The sequence below is a fragment of the Streptococcus sp. 2021WUSS109 genome (assembly GCF_044427305.1).
GTDB classification, from domain to species: domain Bacteria; phylum Bacillota; class Bacilli; order Lactobacillales; family Streptococcaceae; genus Streptococcus; species Streptococcus suis.
The window spans coordinates 1-20,291 of sequence record NZ_JAOTGF010000016.1 but is presented as its reverse complement, the minus strand read 5'-3'; the positions used below and the strand labels follow the sequence as shown (position 1 = coordinate 20,291).

At 40.4% G+C, this 20,291-nt stretch carries 18 protein-coding genes; 3 read left to right on the top strand and 15 right to left on the bottom strand.

The features are described from left to right. Window positions 1-78: 78 nt before the first annotated feature. The 9 genes from ODU37_RS07375 to ODU37_RS07335 all read right to left on the bottom strand — a co-directional run bounded on the left by ODU37_RS07375 (window position 79) and on the right by ODU37_RS07335 (window position 8,296). A complete protein-coding gene (locus ODU37_RS07375; RefSeq protein ID WP_004195223.1) occupies window positions 79-282 on the bottom strand; it encodes a cold-shock protein in 204 nt (67 codons plus the stop codon). A gap of 159 nt (window positions 283-441) precedes the next feature. Beyond that, complete coding sequence (locus ODU37_RS07370) at window positions 442-1,275, bottom strand: energy-coupling factor transporter transmembrane protein EcfT (RefSeq protein WP_024386587.1); 834 nt, start codon at window positions 1,273-1,275, stop codon at window positions 442-444. Continuing rightward, complete coding sequence (locus ODU37_RS07365; protein ID WP_024400114.1) at window positions 1,272-2,945, bottom strand: ABC transporter ATP-binding protein; 1,674 nt, start codon at window positions 2,943-2,945, stop codon at window positions 1,272-1,274. Before ODU37_RS07365 ends, ODU37_RS07370 begins: the two co-directional genes overlap by 4 nt. 106 nt (window positions 2,946-3,051) lie before the next feature. Further along, window positions 3,052-3,288 (bottom strand): VOC family protein, encoded by a 237-nt coding sequence (locus ODU37_RS07360; protein WP_235480695.1) that lies wholly within the window; start codon window positions 3,286-3,288, stop codon window positions 3,052-3,054. A 292-nt stretch (window positions 3,289-3,580) separates the two neighbouring features. Next, window positions 3,581-4,564, bottom strand: coding sequence for a rhodanese-related sulfurtransferase (locus ODU37_RS07355; protein WP_024400116.1), 984 nt, complete (start codon window positions 4,562-4,564; stop codon window positions 3,581-3,583). 210 nt (window positions 4,565-4,774) lie between these two features. Beyond that, entirely contained in the window at window positions 4,775-5,695 is a 921-nt protein-coding gene (locus ODU37_RS07350; RefSeq protein WP_024415005.1) for a hypothetical protein, read from the bottom strand. A 107-nt stretch (window positions 5,696-5,802) separates the two neighbouring features. Then, on the bottom strand, window positions 5,803-6,348 hold the full coding sequence (locus tag ODU37_RS07345; RefSeq protein WP_024400119.1) for an ECF-type riboflavin transporter substrate-binding protein: 546 nt from the start codon (window positions 6,346-6,348) through the stop codon (window positions 5,803-5,805). A gap of 20 nt (window positions 6,349-6,368) precedes the next feature. Continuing rightward, window positions 6,369-7,217, bottom strand: coding sequence for an S-adenosyl-l-methionine hydroxide adenosyltransferase family protein (locus ODU37_RS07340; protein ID WP_004194192.1), 849 nt, complete (start codon window positions 7,215-7,217; stop codon window positions 6,369-6,371). 362 nt (window positions 7,218-7,579) lie between these two features. Then, window positions 7,580-8,296, bottom strand: a complete 717-nt coding sequence (locus tag ODU37_RS07335; RefSeq protein ID WP_004194195.1) for a YebC/PmpR family DNA-binding transcriptional regulator — start codon at window positions 8,294-8,296, stop codon at window positions 7,580-7,582. A 160-nt stretch (window positions 8,297-8,456) separates the two neighbouring features. Between ODU37_RS07335 and ODU37_RS07330 the strand changes: the two genes are divergently transcribed. Both ODU37_RS07330 and ODU37_RS07325 read left to right on the top strand, forming a co-directional pair. Further along, window positions 8,457-8,768 (top strand): PadR family transcriptional regulator, encoded by a 312-nt coding sequence (locus ODU37_RS07330; RefSeq protein ID WP_004194196.1) that lies wholly within the window; start codon window positions 8,457-8,459, stop codon window positions 8,766-8,768. A gap of 10 nt (window positions 8,769-8,778) precedes the next feature. Next, window positions 8,779-9,405, top strand: a complete 627-nt coding sequence (locus ODU37_RS07325; protein WP_024379995.1) for a DUF2812 domain-containing protein — start codon at window positions 8,779-8,781, stop codon at window positions 9,403-9,405. 71 nt (window positions 9,406-9,476) lie between these two features. Here ODU37_RS07325 and ODU37_RS07320 read toward each other — a convergent pair whose 3' ends face one another. Further along, a complete protein-coding gene (locus ODU37_RS07320; RefSeq protein WP_105159156.1) occupies window positions 9,477-11,645 on the bottom strand; it encodes a PTS transporter subunit IIBC in 2,169 nt (722 codons plus the stop codon). A 33-nt stretch (window positions 11,646-11,678) separates the two neighbouring features. Beyond that, window positions 11,679-12,470 (bottom strand): endonuclease/exonuclease/phosphatase family protein, encoded by a 792-nt coding sequence (locus ODU37_RS07315; RefSeq protein ID WP_014637507.1) that lies wholly within the window; start codon window positions 12,468-12,470, stop codon window positions 11,679-11,681. Window positions 12,471-12,668: 198 nt separating this feature from the next. Here ODU37_RS07315 and ODU37_RS07310 point away from each other — a divergent pair, with 198 nt between their 5' ends. After that, the gene (locus ODU37_RS07310) at window positions 12,669-13,376 is read left to right on the top strand and encodes a UTRA domain-containing protein (RefSeq protein ID WP_105243440.1); all 708 of its coding nucleotides are present in this window, start codon (window positions 12,669-12,671) and stop codon (window positions 13,374-13,376) included. A 227-nt stretch (window positions 13,377-13,603) separates the two neighbouring features. On the opposite strand, the gene glgP is transcribed toward ODU37_RS07310, so the two are convergent. From glgP to ODU37_RS07290, 4 genes are all read right to left on the bottom strand, one after another. Beyond that, window positions 13,604-15,868 carry a glycogen/starch/alpha-glucan family phosphorylase gene (gene glgP / locus ODU37_RS07305; RefSeq protein WP_105121089.1) on the bottom strand — a complete coding sequence of 755 codons (2,265 nt, stop codon included), beginning with the start codon at window positions 15,866-15,868 and terminating at the stop codon, window positions 13,604-13,606. Then, on the bottom strand, window positions 15,861-17,369 hold the full coding sequence (gene malQ / locus ODU37_RS07300) for a 4-alpha-glucanotransferase (protein WP_011922661.1): 1,509 nt from the start codon (window positions 17,367-17,369) through the stop codon (window positions 15,861-15,863). The genes glgP and malQ overlap by 8 nt, the downstream gene beginning before the upstream one ends. Window positions 17,370-17,550: 181 nt before the next feature. Then, window positions 17,551-19,650 (bottom strand): AAA family ATPase, encoded by a 2,100-nt coding sequence (locus tag ODU37_RS07295; protein WP_249562476.1) that lies wholly within the window; start codon window positions 19,648-19,650, stop codon window positions 17,551-17,553. A gap of 453 nt (window positions 19,651-20,103) precedes the next feature. Further along, window positions 20,104-20,291 (bottom strand): hypothetical protein (locus ODU37_RS07290; RefSeq protein ID WP_398580448.1); only part of this gene is annotated, 188 nt, incomplete at its 5' end.

The window sequence follows — 20,291 nt, the reverse complement described above, 5'->3', positions numbered from 1 at the left end:
TGACCTAATCAACTGTGCGGGGGCGGGAAGACGAACTCTTTTTTTGACCAGTCGAGTTCTTTCCCGCTCCCTCTTTTATTATCCAATTTTTGTAATATTGGTTGCTTGAAGACCACGTTGGCCTTGCTCCACTTCAAATGTCACTTTTTGACCATCTTCCAAAGATTTGAAACCATTAGACTGAATTTCAGAAAAGTGTGCAAATACATCTGGACCGTTTTCTTGAGCAATAAAACCAAATCCCTTTTCTGCATTAAACCATTTAACTGTACCTTGTACCATTTGTGTTACCTCTTTTTATTTATTTGTAAAATTTATCAAGAGGAAAAACAAAAGATGAAACTGATACTTAAACTCTAAACTTATTTACACTCCCTACTGTAACAGTATATTTCCTATATGTCAACGATAAAGGGTTGATCGGCCCAATAAACTCAATAATCATCGCCACGGATTATAGAATCGACCCTGATTAACAAAAAATAGATAGATTGTCACGACTACTAGAGCAAGAATAAATAGCAAGACAGCGTAATCTATTCTCTGTAGAGGCTGTTGGGTATACCATGTTCTTTTTTTATTCTTTCCAAAACGCCGCAATTCCATAGCCGTTGAAATCGTATCAATCCTCTCCAAGGAGCTGAAAATCAGAGGAATGACAAGGGATAGATTCCCTTTTATACGATCCATCAATTTTCCTTTCCTAGACAATTCCAAACCACGCGCTTCTTGAGACATTCGAATCGTATAAAACTCTTCTTGAATATCTGGAATATAGCGCATGGTCAAACTGACTGCGTAAGCAACTTTGTAGGATACCCCAATTTGATTCAAGCTGGAAGCAAACTGGCTAGGATGAGTGGTCATGAGAAAGATAATCGCTAACGGAACTGTACAAAAATACTTCAAGAGAAGATTCACCAGATAAAATGCTTGCTGACTCGTCAAGGAATAAACTCCCAGACCTGATAGCAAGGGAGTGTCTGCTCCGTAAAGTTCCACTCCATACCGTGGTGCAAACAAGTGAACCATCAGGGCATTCATTGCAGCAAAAATGATCGTCAGAATTAAAACAAGAGAGATTTCTTTATAACGAATCCCTGACATTTTGAACAAGGCTAGAGAAAATACTGCGATAAAAAGAATCAAGCGGGTATCGTAAGTAATCATAGCAAGAATGGAAACTATGAGAAAAAAGAGTAATTTACTGACAGCCGATAAACTATGAATCAAGCCAGTTCCTGGATGGTAACCAATTAGTTTTTGTTGACTCATCTTCTTCTCCTTTCTTCCTGCATATAAAACGTCGTTAATTCTAAGGGATTAACTCCCACCCTCTCCGCCAAGTGAAAAATTGATGTTTCTTTTAAATTGGCTCGCTCAATCACCGTATCATCAGATAAAATTTCTGCTGGACTGGCATCTTCAATAATCTGCCCATCCACCACAACAACAGCTCTATCTGAATAATCTAGCATGAGTTGCATGTCATGGGTAATCATGACAATGGTGTGCCCTTGAACATTTAATTGATCCAAAAACTCCATCATTTCCCGATAATGTCGTTGATCTTGTCCTGCTGTTGGCTCATCTAGCAAAATAATTTCTGGATTGAGAACCAAGATAGATGCTATCGTTACCCGTTTTTTCTGCCCATAGGAAAGTGCCGAAATCGGCCAATTACGAAACGGATACAGACCACATACTTTCAAGATATGGTGAACTCGGTGTTCAATTTCTTCTTCTGTCACCCCTCGCATGCGCAAACCAAGGGCAACCTCATCAAAGATCATCGTTTGGCTAATCATTTGGTTGGGATTCTGAAGAACATAACCAATCCGTTCTGCTCGCTCTTTGACAGAATCTTCTTTGATCGACTGCCCCTTCCAGAGAATCTCACCCTCACCCTGAATAAAACCACAAAGCACCTTGGCTAAAGTAGATTTCCCAGCACCATTTTTTCCAACAATAGCTAGACGCTCCCCCTTATGAATCGTCAGTTGAATGTCTGTAAGAACTTGTTTGTTAGGATAGGAAAAATGAAGATGCTTGACTTCTAACAAAGCCTCTTTCTCTCCATTTTCAAAGTGTAGAGTCGGTAGGGATGCTATATTCAAAGCCTCAATATCAATTTCCCAAACTGAAGAGAGGCGTTCTGCCTGCGCAATCGGATATCCTAAGGCGCGAAGAGTCGATAGATATAAGGGTTCACGGATGCCGTTCTCCTGTAACAATGAGGTACGTAATAAATCATCCGGTCCTCCATTGAACAAAATCCGACCGTCATTAATCAATACAACGCGGTCCACCTGACGATACAGTACGTCCTCTAAACGGTGTTCGATAATAATGGTTGTGGTCCCTTCTTGCTTGTGCAGACGGTCAATCAAATCAATCGTATCTTGGCCCGATTTGGGGTCTAAATTAGCAAGTGGCTCATCAAATAACAAAATAGGACTCTCATCAATAAGAACTCCGCCCAGACTGACACGTTGCTTTTGACCTCCAGATAAATCTTGTGGTCGATGTGCCAGCAAATCGGCCAAAGACAGTCTTTCTGCCCAATCTCCTACTTTTTGCTTCATCACCACTTGGTTTTCCATGTCGTTTTCCAAAGCAAAAGCTAGGTCCTCGGCAACTGATAAGCCAATGAATTGACCATCTGTATCTTGAAGAACCGTTGATACGAGCAAGGACTTATCATAAACTGAAAGATTAAACGCTTCCTGACCATCCAATAGTAAACTTCCACTATGTTCTCCCTTGTAAATATTGGGAATAATACCATTAAGACATTGTCCAATCGTCGACTTTCCTGAACCAGATGGGCCAATAATCAGAACTTTCTCTCCCTGATAAATCGTTAACTGAATGTCTTTTAAAGTGGGTTCCTGTTGCGCTTGGTATCTAAATGTAAAATCTTTAAACTCAATGATTTTTTTCATAGGACTATTATAGCGTAAATTGACTCTGAAAAAAAGGAAGAATCATCAGTTTCTCCCTTTTCAAATACCTTCATCCATGATTCTAGAGCAGATGAATTCTACCTTCTTACCTCACAATCACATTAAAACAATGCCCATCAAGGCCCGTAAAACTTGCTCCATAAAAGCCATGGGCATCTGTCGAGCAATCTGCAATTGGTCCACCATTTGCTTCAACACGCTCTATAAGTGTACCCACTTCTTTCCTACTCGCCACATTAAGCGAAATCAAGACTTCATTGCCACTCGCTACTACCTGAAATGGCACGCGTTGAGCAAAGCTATCTGCCTGCATCAAAATCAAGTTGCCACCCTCAGGCAAAGTCGCAGACTTAATATCTCCAAACGTCGCAACTGCAAAACCGATTGCTTCATAAAACCGACCAGCTATTCAAGGTCTGCTACCGCTAATACTCAATGAAAATCAAAAGTAACCTAGGAAACGAAGCGAAGATAGAACTGAAGTTCATCCAAAATGACTTCATCTCCTTCTCTTTTCTAATTGATAGGCTTCGTATAGAATGGACTGAAAAAATATAAAGAATTCTGATTGCACAAAAAAATTGCACTGATTTTTCAATGCAATTTTGGTATTACTAAGCATTTGCTGGAGTAAGAGTTTCCCCAATCGCTTCCAAGCGTTCTGCCCATTCTTGACGAGTCAAGCCGTTTTCAGAGATGTAACGGTTGCGCTCATGAGCACGGCATTCAGCTGAACAGCCACGAACATACTTGTGCTCATTCTCTTCTGATGTCAAAATGCGACGGTTACAGAATGGATTGCCACAGTTGACATAGCGCTCACATGGTGTGCCATCGAACCAGTCCTTACCAACGACAACTGGGTTAACATGGTTAACATCGACCGCGATACGCTCGTCAAAGACATACATCTTGCCATCCCACAATTCACCACGAACTTCTGGGTCTTTACCATAGGTTGCGATACCACCGTGGAGCTGACCGACATCTTTGTAACCTTCACGAACCATCCAGCCTGAGAATTTTTCACAGCGAACACCACCAGTACAGTAAACAACTACGCGCTTGTCCATGAATTTCTCTTTGTTATCACGGACCCATTGTGGCAACTCACGGAAGTTGCGGATGTCTGGACGGATGGCACCACGGAAGTGACCAAGGTCATACTCGTAGTCATTACGTGTATCCAAAACAACTGTATCTTCGTCCAAGAGAGCTTCTTTGAACTCTTTTGGTGATAGGTAGGCACCTGTTGTCACGAGTGGGTCAATATCGTTGTCAAAGTCGTTGTCTTCCAAACCAAGGTGAACAATTTCTTTTTTATAACGAACAAACATTTTCTTGAAAGCTTGCTCATTTTCTTCATCAATCTTAAACCACAAATCGCTGAACAATGGGTTTCCATGAACGTAGTCCATGTACTTTTGAGTTGTTTCATAGTCACCAGAAACAGTACCGTTGATTCCCTCATCAGCAATCAAAATACGTCCTTTTAGTCCGATAGACTTACAGAAAGCTAGATGCTCAGCAGCATATTCTTTGGCATTTTCAATTGGAACATACTTGTAATAGAGTAGAACGCGAATATCTTTTGACATAGTGTCTCCTTTTCAATCTTTGCAATAGATGATAAAACTCTGTCATTTCTAATAAATGATACCTTACGATTATATCGTTTAGCCCCTCAAAAGACAAAAATCTGAACTGAAAATTTAGAACCTGTATTCGCAGGTTCAGTGCTTATGTGTAAAAAATACGGTAACATGGATGACATGCTACCGCATTTATTGAAGGTTCGCTATAACTTCTTAGTCGTCTAATTCTGTTTTCAGTTGTCGGAGTTTTTCCAAGGTATCATGTCCAATCAGTTGGTCCACTTTTCGCTTATGGCGTCTAGCAATATTTTCCTTCCATTTATCTTCAATAGGATTATGTGGCTTCTCGATTTTCCTTTGCTCTTTGATTTCTCTTGCCTCCTGCCACTCCACTCCTTCAATAACTTCTTCCCAATAGCTGGCAATGGCAGAGCAGAGATAGAGTTGGACCTTATTCAACCAGTGTCCAAAAAAAGTTTGCGGAGCACTTTCCTCCACTAGCCGATAGGTCCTTTGGATTTCAATAAGTTGACTTTGGTATTTTTCCCACTGGAGCATAGCTTTACTCGGCTTTTTTCGATAAAGTTGACGCTGTTTGATTAGAGCGATATACGGTGCAACAAAACGACTCGTCCGTATCTTGATAAAATTTCTGGAGGAGCGAATGGCCACCAGCATGCCTGAGGCCAATAAGCGTTCAACCTCCCTTGCCTGATTATCTGGAAAACGGTAATGGACTTGCCACCCCTCTTCTTCAACCACTAAGCGAATCTGCATTCTACCATTTTGCCAACTCGCCTCCACCTCTTGCTTTTCATCCCATAACTTTTGAAAAAAGAGAAGAAGGTAGTAGCTTTGTTTACTAAGTTCATACCAACTGTTCGTGTGATAAAGGTAGGTCCGAATTGCTCCTTTCATATAAAATTCGCCATGGAAATCATAAAAAGTTGGCTGTTTATATGTAGATTGTGATGGGTGATTACTAACTCGGAAAACCTTATAATAATAATTATTCCAAAGAATGCAGCCATAAATTGATTTCGTCGTTTCCGATTGATAAAGACTTAAAACTTCCTCGTCAGGATTGAGTATAGAATGAATAATCGGTCCCAACTTTTCTTCTGTCCAGACCATACTTCTCCCCTTGAACACATGTTTTTGTTTGTTTTATATTATTATATCATATATGTATTTTTTGGTATTGAAAAAACCCTAGAATTTTTTCTAGGGAAAATAAAAACTTAATCTTTAGACAAACTACCTGTCTTCGTTTGAGATTTTGCATAAACAACCAAAAGGAGTGTCCCTGCAATAGCAACTGTAATACTGTTTGCAATACCTGCTACAAGTCCCTGTGCAAAGACCTTATTCGCCGCCTCACTATAGATAAGAATATCTAAAACTGGGGCAATGACTCCCCAAGCAAGCACATTCGCCGCAATCTGAACAAGGTTAAAGAAAAGAATATCCTTCCCTTCAAAAATCCCTTCTTGAATACGCAGACGTTTTTTGGTAAGACCAACAACCAAACCAAAGACCCCTGATGCCAAAATCCATGACCACCATGGACCGTAAGTCAACGAATCCTTAAGCGTGTGCCCAATGAAACCGACCAAGAAGCCAACCACAGGACCAAATACAACTGCCAATAGCGATTGAACAGCGTATTGAAGCTGGATAGAAGTATTTGGGACAAAGGTTGGAATATTGATTAAATGACCAATAACCACAAAGAGGGCTGCGCCGATACCAGTAGCAACGACTGTTTTGATTGAATTATTTTTCATAACTATCTCCTAAAATTTCTTTAATTACTAATACGTTTAATTTCAATATGCCAGTTTTGACCTACACCGACATTATAAGCCTTGGCAAATGAGCCCTGATTAATCGCAACACCTACACGATAGAGGGAATTGATATAAATCAATGGCTGTCCGATACGTACATCCGCAAAGGACTTGCCATAGGTTACTTGGTTTTGATACACAAGCATGTCGTTATTGTATATGGTCACTTCAAAGCGATCTTCAAACTGCGGTTGCAAGGTGTAAAATTCTTCCCTCGTAATCGAGGTCCAAAGCGAGCCGAATCGAACATCCAGAATATCAATTGCACCTTTTACATAGTCCGAACCAACTTCCGTTGGGACTGTTGGAATTTCCACAATCTTATCCACGCTTAATTCTGGACCAACTTCTTCAAAGCTAATGTGTCCAGAAGCCAATTTAGCTCCCGTATAGGCATAAACATCTCGACCATGGAAGGTGTACGAATGTTCTGTATTGGCACGGCGATTGGCCACCTCTGAAATTTCTCGAACCGCCTTTATTCCCACATATTTTTTGATGAAGGATAGCGTCCCATTATCTGGCGTTACAATGTAGTGATTTTGTTCGGTCAAAGCTACTACACTCTTACGTTTTGAACCAACTCCTGGGTCGACAACCGAAACAAATGTTGTTCCCTCCGGCCAGTATTCGACCGTTTGAAAGAGGCGATAAGAACCCTCAAAAATATTGTACGGAGTAATATCATGAGTTAGATGGTGAACAACTAAATCTCTCGATTCTTGGAGAGCAACACCAATCATCGCTGAAACTGCACCATCAACTAAACCAAAATCTGATTGTAAAACAAGTAAATTATTTGACATACATTCTCCTAATCTTATTACCGTTCTATGATAACAGAAAACCTGTGACCATTCAAATAGATATTTCCAAAGCCTGGCTATAGTTTTTCCTTATACCTCATCTGTCAAGCACTCTACTATCAGCCACCGAAAACTCCGCAAATTTTTCCATCGTACCTTCTTCAAACTTAAGCTAAAATATCCCCACTTCTCTAGTTCCAACCAACTATCGTCTTTGAGCAATTGGATACAAAGAAAACTGCCTAACGGCAGTTCCAATCTCCAACCTTCTAGGACGTCCCACGTACAATGAGAATCGTCTGCCGACGATTTCAATCTCCAACCTTTTAATATAAAAAAAGTGCTACTAGCACTTTTTTATATTAAAACCCATCTACATTCGTGTAGATTTTTTGGACGTCTTCGTCGTCTTCGAGGGCATCGTAGAGTTTTTCAAATGTTGCGAGGTCATCGCCTTCAAGTGATACTTCTGATTGTGGGATCATTTCAAGTTCAGTGACGTTGAACTCTTGGATTCCTGATTCTTTAAGTGCCACGATTGCCTTGTGCAAATCAGTTGGAGCTGTATAGACAGTGATTGTGCCGTCTTCTGCTTCTACGTCATCCACTTCGACATCTGCTTCAAGGAGCAATTCGAAGATGGCGTCTGCATCATCACCTGCAAAGACAACCACACCTTTTTTATCAAACATGAATGATACAGAACCAGATGCACCCATGTTACCGCCGTTTTTACCAAAAGCAGAGCGCACATTAGCTGCCGTACGGTTTACGTTTGATGTCAAAGTATCAACAATAATCATAGAACCATTTGGTCCAAAGCCTTCGTAACGACCTTCTACGAAAGTTTCGTCTGTGTTTCCTTTTGCCTTGTCAATGGCCTTGTCAATGATGTGTTTTGGAACCTGCGCTTGCTTAGCACGGTCGATAACAAATTTCAGCGCTGAGTTTGTTTCTGGATCTGGGTCACCCTTTTTCGCTGCTACATAGATTTCAACACCAAATTTGGCGTAAACTTTTGAGTTAGCACCGTCTTTTGCGGTTTTCTTGGCTACAATATTGGCCCATTTACGTCCCATGGGGAACCTCCTACATTTTATAAAATCGCTTTATTATACCATAAATGGCAAGGATTGAGAAGATTTTTAAAATCTTCTTCACTATACAGTTGACATGTATAGTTTCCCGATATATAATATATAGTACAACTATACATTTGAACTACATAGGAGAAGCCAAATGAAAAGGAACAAGCATCTCCCCTTAACGGAGACAACCTACTATATTCTATTAGCCCTCTTAGAACCTGCCCATGGCTACCATATCATGCAAAAAGTAGAAGATATGAGTGATGGTGATGTGAAAATCGCTGCAGGAACCATGTATGGAGCGATTGAGAATCTTTTGAAACTAAAATGGATTTGTTCTGTTCCAAGTTCCGATAAAAGAAGAAAAGTCTATCAAGTAACAGCAACGGGACAAGAGATTATTAAACTGGAAACACAGCGTATTCAAAAACTACATCATATTGCCAAAGAATTAGGTTTTTAAGGAGGAAGCCATGATAAGACACAAATTATTCACCAGTTTACAAGAGGAAGAACATTGGATTAATTCGATTCAATCCGAAGGTTATCAGCTTGTCAAAGTAACTCCGTGGACAGCAGCCTATCATTTTGAAAAATGTAGTCGACCCCCTCATCCCGTACGCCTTGATTTTCATGAACATATTGCAAAAGGAGAATATTCAAATTACCTCTCTCTATTTGAAGACTGTGGTTGGCAACCTATACAAGGTAGTCGTAGATGTGGCATCCATTATTTTCAACAAACAATCGAAGCTTCAAGCACTGAAATTTTTTCTGATACCGAATCGAAAAAAGCATTCTATTCACGCTACCAAAATTATGCCTACTCCTATTTCGGATTATTTCTGACTTTATTTTTTATCCATTACCAAGTTGGACTCCAAAATGGATACACACTTTGGAATCCTAAATCCTGGTACCTAACTCCAGGACTATGGGAACGGACTGGTACCAGTTTTTGGTTTGGTTTTCTCTTTGAAACCCCATTCGCATTGTTTAGAAGTGGCATCATTCCGTTATTTTTCCTTGCTTGGTCTATTTATTTCCTCCATATCGCTGAAAAAGGTAAAAAAGAAGCGAAGAAATTAGAAAAATACTGATGGCATACTATCCAAAAGAAAAAGATTGAAAAGAATTGACTGCAATCATCTTTTCAATCTTTTTTTACTTTTTACAACTCTACTTTGGCAACTTGGCTATCTTGACTGACTTGTCCAAGATTTTCAAGGCTGACTGATTTGATTTCTGCTGTGTTGGTGAAGGCAACGACGATGGTTGTTTCACGTCCTGCTGAGCGAATGGCTTCAAGGTCTGCGCCAAGGAGCAAGTCCCCTGCTTCAACGCGTTGACCATCTGTTACCTTAGCCGAGAATGGAGCACCGTTTAGCGCAACCGTGTCTAGGCCGACGTGCACCAAGACTTCTACACCCTTGTCAGACAAAATACCGACAGCGTGTTTGGTTGGGAAGACACTGGTTACAATCCCTGAAACCGGTGCGTAGACATTGCCGGAGCTAGGCTCAACTGCATAACCGTCGCCCATCATTTTTTGTGAGAAGACTGGGTCTTTTACTTCTGTAATGGCAATAGCTTGCCCTTCAGCGACAGAGTAAACTGTCTCCGTCACACCTTTGAACTGAGTCTCAGGAGCAACTTCTTCTGTCGCAACAATTTCCGTACGAGGAATAGCTACGCCAGATTCTAGCAAGTCTTGAATGTCTGATTTGAGAACATCTGCTTTTGGTCCATAGACTGCTTGAACACCTGAGTCTTTGATAATCAAGCCCATAGCACCAGCCTGTTTCCAAGCATTTTCATCTCCAACCTGTGCCACATCTTTAACACTAACGCGAAGGCGAGTCATACAAGCATCCACATCTGCGATATTATCACGACCACCAAGCAAGTTGATGATTTGAACTACTTGTGAATTGGCATCCGCAGTATCTACGTTTGAGTTTGAAACCACATCCGTTGTTTCTGTATCATAGTTACCATTGCGTCCAGCTGTTGCTAGGTTGAATTTCTTAATCATAAAGTTGGCAATGAAGTACATACCAACCGCAAAGAGGGCTGTTACCCAGATGAAGTTAATAACATCCATACCGATACCAGCTTTGATCGCCATCGGTGTACGTGTAAGGAATTCGATATTACCAAATGAGTGCATACGCAAGTTGACAACGTCAGCCATGGCAAAAGCCGCACCTTGTACAAAAGCATAAACGACATAGAGTGGCATTGCTGCAAACATGAACATAAACTCAATTGGTTCTGTTACACCTGTCAAGAATACTGCAAGTGCTGAAGAAATAAACATACCTTTGTACTTATGTTTTTTATCTTCATCCACATTGCGGTACATAGCGTAAGTCAATCCCATCAAAATCCCTGATGAACCAATCATTTGACCAACTTTGAAACGGGCTGGAGTAATGTTTGCAAGAAGGTCATTGTACTGAGCCATATCACCAGCATCTTTGAGGTTGATCAAGTCTGTAATCCAAGCCAACCAGAGTGGATCTTGTCCAAATACTTGTGTACCTGCTTGTGCACCTGTCAAGATGTCATAGGTACCACCAAGTGACGTATAGTTCATTGGAATGGTCAACATGTGGTGAAGACCGAATGGAAGAAGCAAACGTTCCAAGGTACCATAAACAAAAGGTGCAAGAATTGGTGCTGTATCCTGTGAGCTTGCAATCCATTTACCAAAGCTGTTGATTCCTGTTTGAACAACCGGCCAAAAGATAGCTAATCCTAGCGCTACAAGAACTGAGCGATAGATAACCACAAATGGTACGAAGCGTTTACCGTTAAAGAAGGTCAAAACATCAGGTAATTTGCGGTAATTGTAGTATTTGTTATAGGTTGTTGCCCCTACAAAACCAGCGATGATACCAACGAAGACACCCATGTTCAGAGCAGGTTGACCCAAGATATTGACGAAGTAGCCTGAAACTGGAATCTCTGTTCCAAAAACAGTGGTTACGGTTGCTGCTGCATCTGCAAGCATGTCAGTCGTCACACCAAAGAAGTGACCTGTAATCAAGTTAATCAAGATAAAAGCAAGACCTGCCGAGAAAGCACCGCCAGCTTTTTCCTTAGCCCAGCTACCACCGATAGCCAAGGCAAAGAGCAAGTGAAGGTTTCCGATAATCCCCCAACCGATTTGGGCGATAATATTCCCAATACGAATCAAGAGTTCTGATTCTGGGCTGATTAACGGAATAGAGTTTCCGATAGAAACCATAAGACCTGCTGCAGGCATAACTGCAATCACGACCATTAAACACTTACCGAATTTTTGCCAAAATTCGAAACTAAGAAATTTTTTCATTTTTTCTCCTTTATTTTTTGGCTCTGTGCCATTTTATACATTAATTTCAACTTCCACACCAAAATGGTCTGAAATAATCGGACGATTCTCTCCATTGAAAATCACTAAGCTGGATAAAACTTCCTTTTTCTGATTTAAGAAAATGTAATCCAATCGTTTTTCCTGACTGTGACCAGCCCAGCCATCGATAGCCTTTTCAACCGTAATCCCCTGGTCTTTTTCCATCGCTAGATTGTATGAATCATAAAGTCCAAGCTCTGTAATCGCTTCGTAGGCCTCTCGATCTGAGAAGGCATCGGTATTAAAATCTCCCATGAGAATCTTAAAACGTCTATTGCCAGTCCGTTCCACAATCGTACGAATGTTATCAAGCTGGTCTTCCTCTTCACTCCCTGGAAGATTGATGTGACAAGAATACAGGTCGATCAACTGGTCTTGATAGAAGACCGTCAAGCCCATAATTTTTCGTGATAGGATGGAATCAACAGATTTATTCTGACTACAATAAAATGGATCCACTTCATAAACTGGCAACTTGGTAAGAAAGGCAATCCCTTCTTCGTACTTATCGTAGCCGATATGTGAGTTGCTCCAATAATATGAATAGTCAAATTGTCCCAAGGCTCTTAATTTTTCTAATAAAATCAAGCCATAATTATCCGCCTTCAAGTCTTTCGTTACCAAATCAGCAGTTATGAGCTGATTGACTTCTTGAAGAGCGATGACATCATAAGCCTTTTCAGCTATTGTTTGGGCTAAAACATCTAGTTTTTCATCCTGCCTTTCTTCTAACCAGGCATGGACATTAATTGTTAGTAATTTCATTGCTCCCCCTCTCTCTGAAAATGCGTAACCGTTTTCTTTTATAGGAATAGTATAACGTAAACGTTTGCATTAGTCAATAGCTTTTCCGTAATATTTTAAACTTTTACGTAAAAGCTGTGTGTTATACTAAATAAAATAGATGTATTGCCCCTTTCTGGCTCTTTTATGATACACTAATGGGTAGAAAGACAGGAAACTATGAGTAAGTATAAAAAAGTTTATCAAGATATTAAGAAAAAAATCGAAGAGCAGGTTTGGTCAACTGGACAGGCCCTACCGACAGAAAATGAATTAATGGAAGTGTACTCCTACTCCAAGGACACCATTCGCAAAGCACTATCTCTTCTTGAAATGGATGGTTATATTCAAAAGAAACAGGGGAAATCTTCTATTGTTATCGAACATGGTCTAATGAAGGACCAATATCTTTCTGAAATTAAAACAGCGGGCGAATTGAACAAAAGATCACAGCACCAAATTCAGACCCAGCTTACTTCGCTTTATATTATTCAAGGCCAAGAAGATTTAATGTCAACTTTCGAAGTTGATGATAAGGTAGATTTCTATCGAGTGAGTCGGGTACGGACAATTGACGGTGAGCGGTTGGAATATGACATTTCCTATTTCGACCGTAGGGTCGTTCCATATCTCAGTAAAGAAATTGCCGAAAGCTCTATTTACCGCTACTTAGAAGAAGAACTCCATTTAACAATTTCTCATTCCAGACGTGAAATCTCCTTCCGTTTTGCAAACGAAGAAGAAAAACAATTGATGGACTTAAGGGACTATGACATGGTCGTCGTGGTCACTAGTATCACCTATCTTTCAAATGGTCAAGCTTTCCAGTATGGAACCATTAGCTATCGGCCTGATAAGGTAAGCTTTGTCTCAATGGCGAAACGCTAAAAGGAAACTTTCGATTTTTTCGACCAAGTATATAAAACTTCTAGAATTTTATAGTTATAAAAAGAATGTCTCCGCTTTTTCGGAGACATTCTTTGCATTTATATACTAAGGAGAGCACCAATAATGGTAAAAACTGGTCGGTTTTTATTCTTCAACACATAGGAAGAATTGATCTGATAAGTTTTGGAGTGGTTCAATCAACTTTCCTACTAATTGTTGGAATTCAATTAGTTACTGTGCCAGATGTCTTGATTGTACTGTTCAATGGTACGGTCAGATGAGAAGAATCCAGCTTTGGCAATGTTGTGAACAACTTTCTTGTTCCATGAATCTTGATCTTCGTAATCTGCAAAGACTTGTTCTTTTACTTCGATGTATTCAGCTAAGTCAATCAAGGTCATGAACCAGTCTTTCGAAATCAATTCATGGTGCAAGCGTGCAAGACGTTCCTCGTTACCAAGTGCCTTCACTTCGTCGCTAACGATAAAGTCGACTGCACGTTTGATATTAGCATCGCCATTGTAGTAGTCAGCAGATACATATCCAGCCTTATCGTACAAATCGATGATGGTATCTGAATCTTTACCAAATGTATAGATGTTGTCCATACCAGCCAACTCAGCAATCTCAACGTTGGCACCGTCCATGGTACCAAGTGTCAATGCACCGTTCAACATGAATTTCATGTTACCAGTACCTGACGCTTCTTTAGAAGCCAATGAGATTTGTTCTGAAATATCTGTTGCAGGGATGAGTTTCTCAGCAACTGTCACATTGTAGTTTTCTACCAAGTGAACATTGAGGTATTTATTTACTTCTGGATCATTATTGATCAACTCTGACAAGCAAAGAATCAAGTGAATGATGTCTTGAGCGATAATATAAGCTGGAGCTGCTTTACCACCGAAGATAACAGTGATTTTACGTTTTGGAAGGTTACCATTCTTGATTTCAAGGTATTTATGGATAACATACAAAGCATTCATTTGTTGGCGTTTGTACTCGTGGAAACGTTTGATTTGTGTATCAATAATAGAATTTTCATCCAGTTCGATACCTTTGTTGTCTTTAAGGTAACGTTTCAAAGCCAATTTATTATTGAATTTGATTTCTGCCAACTTAGCATGAACTTCCTTGTCATCAGCAAAGGCAAGCAATTTTTCAAGTTTAGTAGCATCTGTCAAGTACTCATCGCCAATCAATTCTTTGATGTAGTCAGCGAGGTCTTGGTTGGCAAATTCCAACCAACGGCGGAAAGTGATACCGTTTGTTTTATTGTTGAATTTTTCTGGGTAAAGCTCGTAGAAAGCTTTCAATTCAGAGTTTTTGAGGATTTCTGTGTGAAGCGCAGCTACACCGTTCACTGAGTTAGAGAAGTGGATATCCATGTGAGCCATGTGTACACGACCTGATTCATCAATGATTTGGACTGCGGGGTCTTTAATTTCTGCACGAATAAGGGCATCCAATTCTTTGATAATATCAACCAAGTGCGGCACCACTTCTTCAAGGAACTCAAGTGGCCATTTTTCAAGCGCTTCCGCCAAGATAGTGTGGTTTGTGTAACCAGTCATATTCTTAACGATGGCAACTGCTTCCGCAAATTCAATGCCATGTTTTTCAGTCAAAAGACGAATCAACTCAGGAATCACCATTGATGGGTGAGTATCGTTGATTTGCACATAAGCGTAATCAGCCAAGTCATGCAAGTTTGAACCGCGCTCAATTGCTTCATCAATCAAAAGTTGAGCCGCATTTGATACCATGAAATATTGTTGGTAGATACGGAGCAATTCACCATTCTTATCAGAATCATCTGGGTACAAGAAGAGTGTCAAGTTTTCTTTAATATCAGTCTTGTCAAATGAAATACCGTCTGTAATCAAGTCATAGTTTACTGACTCAATATCAAACAAATTGAGGTAGTTCTTAGTCTCTTTTTTATAGCCAAGAATATCAAGACGATCCAATTTTGATTTCAAAGTGAAGTTTTTGAATGGAACATCATAGCTGATAGTTGTTGGAATCAACCAAGAATCATTTTCAATCCAGAAGTTTGGCTCTGCTTCTTGCTCATTTTTCTTAAATACTTGGCGGAAAAGACCACAGTGGTAGTTCAGACCAACACCTTCACCGTTGATAGCAAGTGTTGACATAGAATCAACGAAACATGAAGCCAGACGTCCCAAACCACCGTTACCAAGTGATGGTTCTGGTTCAACATCTTCAACTTGAGCCAATGATTTACCAGCTGCTGCCAATTCTGCTTGAACGTCTTTGTACACACCCAAGTTAATCAAGTTGTTTGACAAGAGTTTACCGATAAGGAACTCAGCTGAGATATAGTAAACTTTACGTTTTCCTGTGTTTTTTGGTTTTGTAGCTGCAGCTTCTTTTACGTAGTTTAACAATTGAAGATAGATTTCTTCGTTTGTTAAATCAGCTAATTTCTTCGAAGTATTTGTTTCTGCAAATGTTGTAAATTTAGTCATGGTTTTCATTTCCTCGTTGGTATAGTAATGTCATTTTTGTCAAGAAGTCTTTGCGTTCTTGGGTCAAGTCTTCAGCTTTCATGCGCCATTCCCAGTTTCCACCGATAGTTGACGGCATATTCATTCGACTTTCTTCACCCAAGTCTAGGACGTCTTGCATGGTTGCAATAGCTGTATCACTCACTGTTGCAAACAGCATACGGAGCATAGCTTGGCTAACTTTTTCAATCGGCTTACGGTTGCTGTAGGCGTCCACGTATTCTTGTTGTTCTGGATCAAGATTGTTGTACCAGCCATTGACAACCTCATTATCGTGAGTTCCAGTGTAGGCAACTGAATTTGGAATGCAACGGTGTGGAGCATCGATACTCTTACCTGTTACATCAAAGAAACCAAATTCTAAGATTTTCATGCCTGGATAGCCACAATCCGCAAGCAATTTGCGAGCTTTAGCGTCAATGTTTCCAAGGTCTTCTGCAATGATTGGAAGGTCTCCAAGTGTTTCTTTGACAGCCTTGAAGAGATTGTAGCCAGGACCTGGTTCCCAGGTACCAACCTTAGCTACTTCTGCCTTACCATCAACTTGCCAGAAGTCTGAGAAACCTTTGAAATGGTCAATCCGAAGGACATCATAAAGTTTGAAACTTTCATGGATACGATAAATCCACCAGTTATAGCCTGTTTTTTCATGTTCTGGCCAATCGTAAATAGGATTTCCCCATAATTGACCATCTGCCGAGAAGTTATCAGCTGGTACACCTGCTACATAAAGCGGCTTGCGTTCACTGTCCAATTTGAATAGTTGGGGTTTTGTCCACACTTCAACGCTATCAGCAGAAACATAGATTGGCATGTCTCCGATGATTTTGATGTGGTGTTTGTTGGCATATTCTTTCAATTGTTTCCATTGGCTGAAGAAGAAATACTGTGTGACTTTGTAGTAGTCGATTTGATTTGCCAATTCTAAGCGGTACTTATCAAGAGCTTCCTCGTTGCGAGCTACAACTTTTTTATCTTCCCATTCTTGGAGAGCTTTATTACCAAAGTATTCCTTGATAGCCATGAACTCCGCATAATCTGTCAGCCAAGATGAGTTAGCCTTTTCAAACTCTAGAAAAGCAGCTTTCTTCTTATCATCTTGTAAAAATGCTTGAACTGCCTTCTCCAAAATTGGTCGGCGAACTTGATAGATAAGAGCATAGTCTACTTTTTCAGGATTATCTCCAAAATTTACATCTTGGAAATCTTCTGTTGCCAATAAGCCATCTTCAACCAAGAGGTCAAAGTCTATCAAGTGTGTATTTCCTGCAATAGCAGAGAAAGACTGGTAAGGAGAATCTCCATAGCTTGTAGTTGTTAGTGGTAAAATCTGCCAGTAGGTTTGCTTGGTTTCCACCAAGAAATCTACAAAATCATAGGCAGACTGTCCAAAAGTACCAATACCAAACTTACCTGGAAGTGAGGTAATATGCATCAAAATTCCACTGGTACGATTTGTCATAAAAACGTTTTCCTTTCTGTCGGTTACGAATATAGTTTAACGCAAACGTTTGCACTTGTCAAGGATTTTATAAAAAAAGTTTTAATGTGCTCTAGAATGCCTATTTTATAGCATTTGTTAGCGAATAACAAAAAAGAAAAATCAGATATTTCTATCCGATTTTTCAAATTCTTCACTATTTTTAAGCAAAGCTTTGCTCTTTTATTTGGATGCTTCCATCAACCACATCCGCTTCCAGATATTTGACATCAACATGATCCAAATAGTAATCTGTTACCTTGTCTCGGATCTGATTTTCAATCACACGGCGCAGAGGACGGGCTCCCATGGCCTTGTCATAGCCTTCTTCCATCAAGAATTCTTTGGCAGCTTCCGTTACCATTAATTGGATGCCTTTCTTCGCCAGGGTATTATTGACCTGGGCCAAGAGTAATTCTACAATGGCTTTGAGATCATCTTTATCCAAGTGCTTGAATTCGATAACTGCGTTAAAACGATTAAGGAACTCCGGACGGAAGAATGGTGCGATGCGGTCCATGATGTCTTGATTTTCTTCACCTTCTGCCATTCCATAACCAAAACCAGCATTAGAAGTCGCGATAATAATGGTATTTTTAAAGTTAACTTGGTTGCCCTGCCCATCAGTCAAATGCCCGTCATCTAGCACTTGCAAGAGAAGGGTAATCACTTGTGGGTCTGCCTTTTCAATCTCATCCAAGAGAACAATGGAGTACGGATTGCGGCGGACGCGCTCGGTAAGAGTATGGGAATTGTCATCGTAGCCAATGTAGCCAGCTGTGGTACCGATTAATTTGGAAACGGCTGTCCGATCGCTGTATTCAGACATATCCAAACGAATAATGGCATCCTTGTTACCAAACAAGTCTAGTGCTAGTTGCTTAGCCAGCTCTGTCTTACCCACACCTGTCGGACCGACAAAGAGGAAGGAACCAATCGGACGGTTGCCGTCATCAAAACCTGCACGATTCCGACGAATGGCACGAGATACAGCTTCCACCGCATCGTCTTGACCGATAACGTTAGCTGCCAGACGATTTTTCAATTCCTTGAGTCGTTCAATGTCAGAAGCTCCCATTTGAGAGACTGGAATTCCTGTCATCCGCTCAACCGCCTGAGCCACATCATTAACGGTCGCCACCACTTTCTGTTGCTCCGTATGATTATCAATCTGTTTTTGTAGCTTATCAATACGGACTTTTTCATTCAAGGCTTTTTCATAATCCTCTTTTTCAGCTGCTTCCAACTGCAACTGTTTTGCCTCAGCCATTTCTGCTTCTAAGGTCTGAATATCTGTCACAGGATGTTGTGCAGCCAAATGTGCAGCGGTCACATCGACTAGGTCAATAGCCTTATCAGGCAAGCTACGTTGTGGAATATATTGGACGGAATAATCAACCGCAGCTCTCAAAACCTCATCTGGCAATTCAATATTGTGGTGGGCTTCATAAAGTGGCTTAATCCCTTTCAAAATCTGGTAGGTGTCTTCTGCGGACGGAGCATTAACCTTGACTTCATTGAAACGACGAGCCAGAGCGGCGTTCTTGTGAATGGTATTGCGGTATTCGTCCTGCGTAGTGGCACCGATAACCGTCAATTCCCCACGGGATAAAGCTGGTTTTAGAATATCCGCTAAGCCCTTGGAACCTGAGTCCCCACCAGTGCTACCAGCTCCCAAAATCTGATGAATTTCATCAAAGAAGAGAATGATATTTCCTGCTTTTTTGACTTCATCCACAAGATTTTGCACATTTTCCTCAAAAGCTCCGCGGTACTGGGTCCCAGCTTCCAAGCCTGAAATGTCGATGGAGATGATTTCCTTGTTCTTAATGGCTGCTGGCACATCACCATTGACAATGGCTTGAGCCAATCCTTCTACTACCGCTGTCTTTCCGACACCAGCATCACCGACCAGAACAGGATTATTTTTCGTACGGCGAGCTAGGATTTCAGAGGTTTCTTGGATTTCCTTGTTTCGTCCAATGACTGGATCCAACTTACCTTCACGCGCATCTTGGGTCAAATTGCGACCAAGTTTTGCAAGAATCCCATCTGACTTTATCTGACCTTTAGCCTGTGTTTGAGCCACTTCTTCTGTCTGTGGCAGGCGACCAGTCTGACGGTAAATGGCAAATTCCTCCGGTGTCACTTCACGCCCATTGATAGAATAACGGCGACGTTCTGTGCTGTAGCCACCCATGTTGCCCATGAGTTGATTGAAAATGTCGTCCATATTGTTAAAGTTATTGAAATTGTTGTTCATCGTTTTTACCTCGTTTAAGTTTTATTTGCTTTTGACTTTTACTGACCTTTGTTTTAAAAAAATTGATATAGTCTTTTAGTTTGCTTTTAGTACTAGGCAACGAGCTGAAGGCAGTACTGAAGTACGGCAAAGCGAGTTAACGCAGTAATAAAAGATAAACTAAATGACGCTAATAGGGTATAATCCTGTCTTTCATCCCAACCTCCTTAGAAGTTTGTCTTTTACTGACCATTTAGTCAATAAGTCAGTCAAACCGTTCTCATTTGACCTAAACTGACCTTTTGTTCAAAGAATTCGTAAGGCTATTTACCTTACGTAATCTTATTCTACACCATTGGTCAGTAAAAGTCAATAGTTTTATTTGACCTTTTTTGACTTTTTGATATAGTCTTTTAGTTTACTTTTAGTACTAGGCAACGAGCCGCAGACATAACTGGAGTTAGGCAAGGTGAGTTAACGATGTAATAAAAGATAAACTAAACGACGATAAAAAAAATCTACCTGACGGTAGATTTCAGAATGAAGACAAACATCTCGCTTGATGTTTGTCTTTTTCTGTTTATTGGTCTGATAGTCCGTCTTTTTGCCAGAATAGTGGCTATTTGGACAAAATAAAAAGGCTTCCCTGTCCTCATTTTTAC

Bases quoted from the DNA above. Each gene is read 5' to 3' on its own strand.
- ODU37_RS07375 (WP_004195223.1), bottom strand. From the start codon at position 282: ATGGTACAAGGTACAGTTAAATGGTTTAATGCAGAAAAGGGATTTGGT.
- ODU37_RS07370 (WP_024386587.1), bottom strand. From the start codon at position 1,275: ATGAGTCAACAAAAACTAATTGGTTACCATCCAGGAACTGGCTTGATT.
- ODU37_RS07365 (WP_024400114.1), bottom strand. From the start codon at position 2,945: ATGAAAAAAATCATTGAGTTTAAAGATTTTACATTTAGATACCAAGCG.
- ODU37_RS07355 (WP_024400116.1), bottom strand. From the start codon at position 4,564: ATGTCAAAAGATATTCGCGTTCTACTCTATTACAAGTATGTTCCAATT.
- ODU37_RS07350 (WP_024415005.1), bottom strand. From the start codon at position 5,695: ATGGTCTGGACAGAAGAAAAGTTGGGACCGATTATTCATTCTATACTC.
- ODU37_RS07345 (WP_024400119.1), bottom strand. From the start codon at position 6,348: ATGAAAAATAATTCAATCAAAACAGTCGTTGCTACTGGTATCGGCGCA.
- ODU37_RS07340 (WP_004194192.1), bottom strand. From the start codon at position 7,217: ATGTCAAATAATTTACTTGTTTTACAATCAGATTTTGGTTTAGTTGAT.
- ODU37_RS07335 (WP_004194195.1), bottom strand. From the start codon at position 8,296: ATGGGACGTAAATGGGCCAATATTGTAGCCAAGAAAACCGCAAAAGAC.
- ODU37_RS07330 (WP_004194196.1), top strand. From the start codon at position 8,457: ATGAAAAGGAACAAGCATCTCCCCTTAACGGAGACAACCTACTATATT.
- ODU37_RS07325 (WP_024379995.1), top strand. From the start codon at position 8,779: ATGATAAGACACAAATTATTCACCAGTTTACAAGAGGAAGAACATTGG.
- ODU37_RS07320 (WP_105159156.1), bottom strand. From the start codon at position 11,645: ATGAAAAAATTTCTTAGTTTCGAATTTTGGCAAAAATTCGGTAAGTGT.
- ODU37_RS07315 (WP_014637507.1), bottom strand. From the start codon at position 12,470: ATGAAATTACTAACAATTAATGTCCATGCCTGGTTAGAAGAAAGGCAG.
- ODU37_RS07310 (WP_105243440.1), top strand. From the start codon at position 12,669: ATGAGTAAGTATAAAAAAGTTTATCAAGATATTAAGAAAAAAATCGAA.
- glgP (WP_105121089.1), bottom strand. From the start codon at position 15,868: ATGACTAAATTTACAACATTTGCAGAAACAAATACTTCGAAGAAATTA.
- malQ (WP_011922661.1), bottom strand. From the start codon at position 17,369: ATGACAAATCGTACCAGTGGAATTTTGATGCATATTACCTCACTTCCA.
- ODU37_RS07295 (WP_249562476.1), bottom strand. From the start codon at position 19,650: ATGAACAACAATTTCAATAACTTTAACAATATGGACGACATTTTCAAT.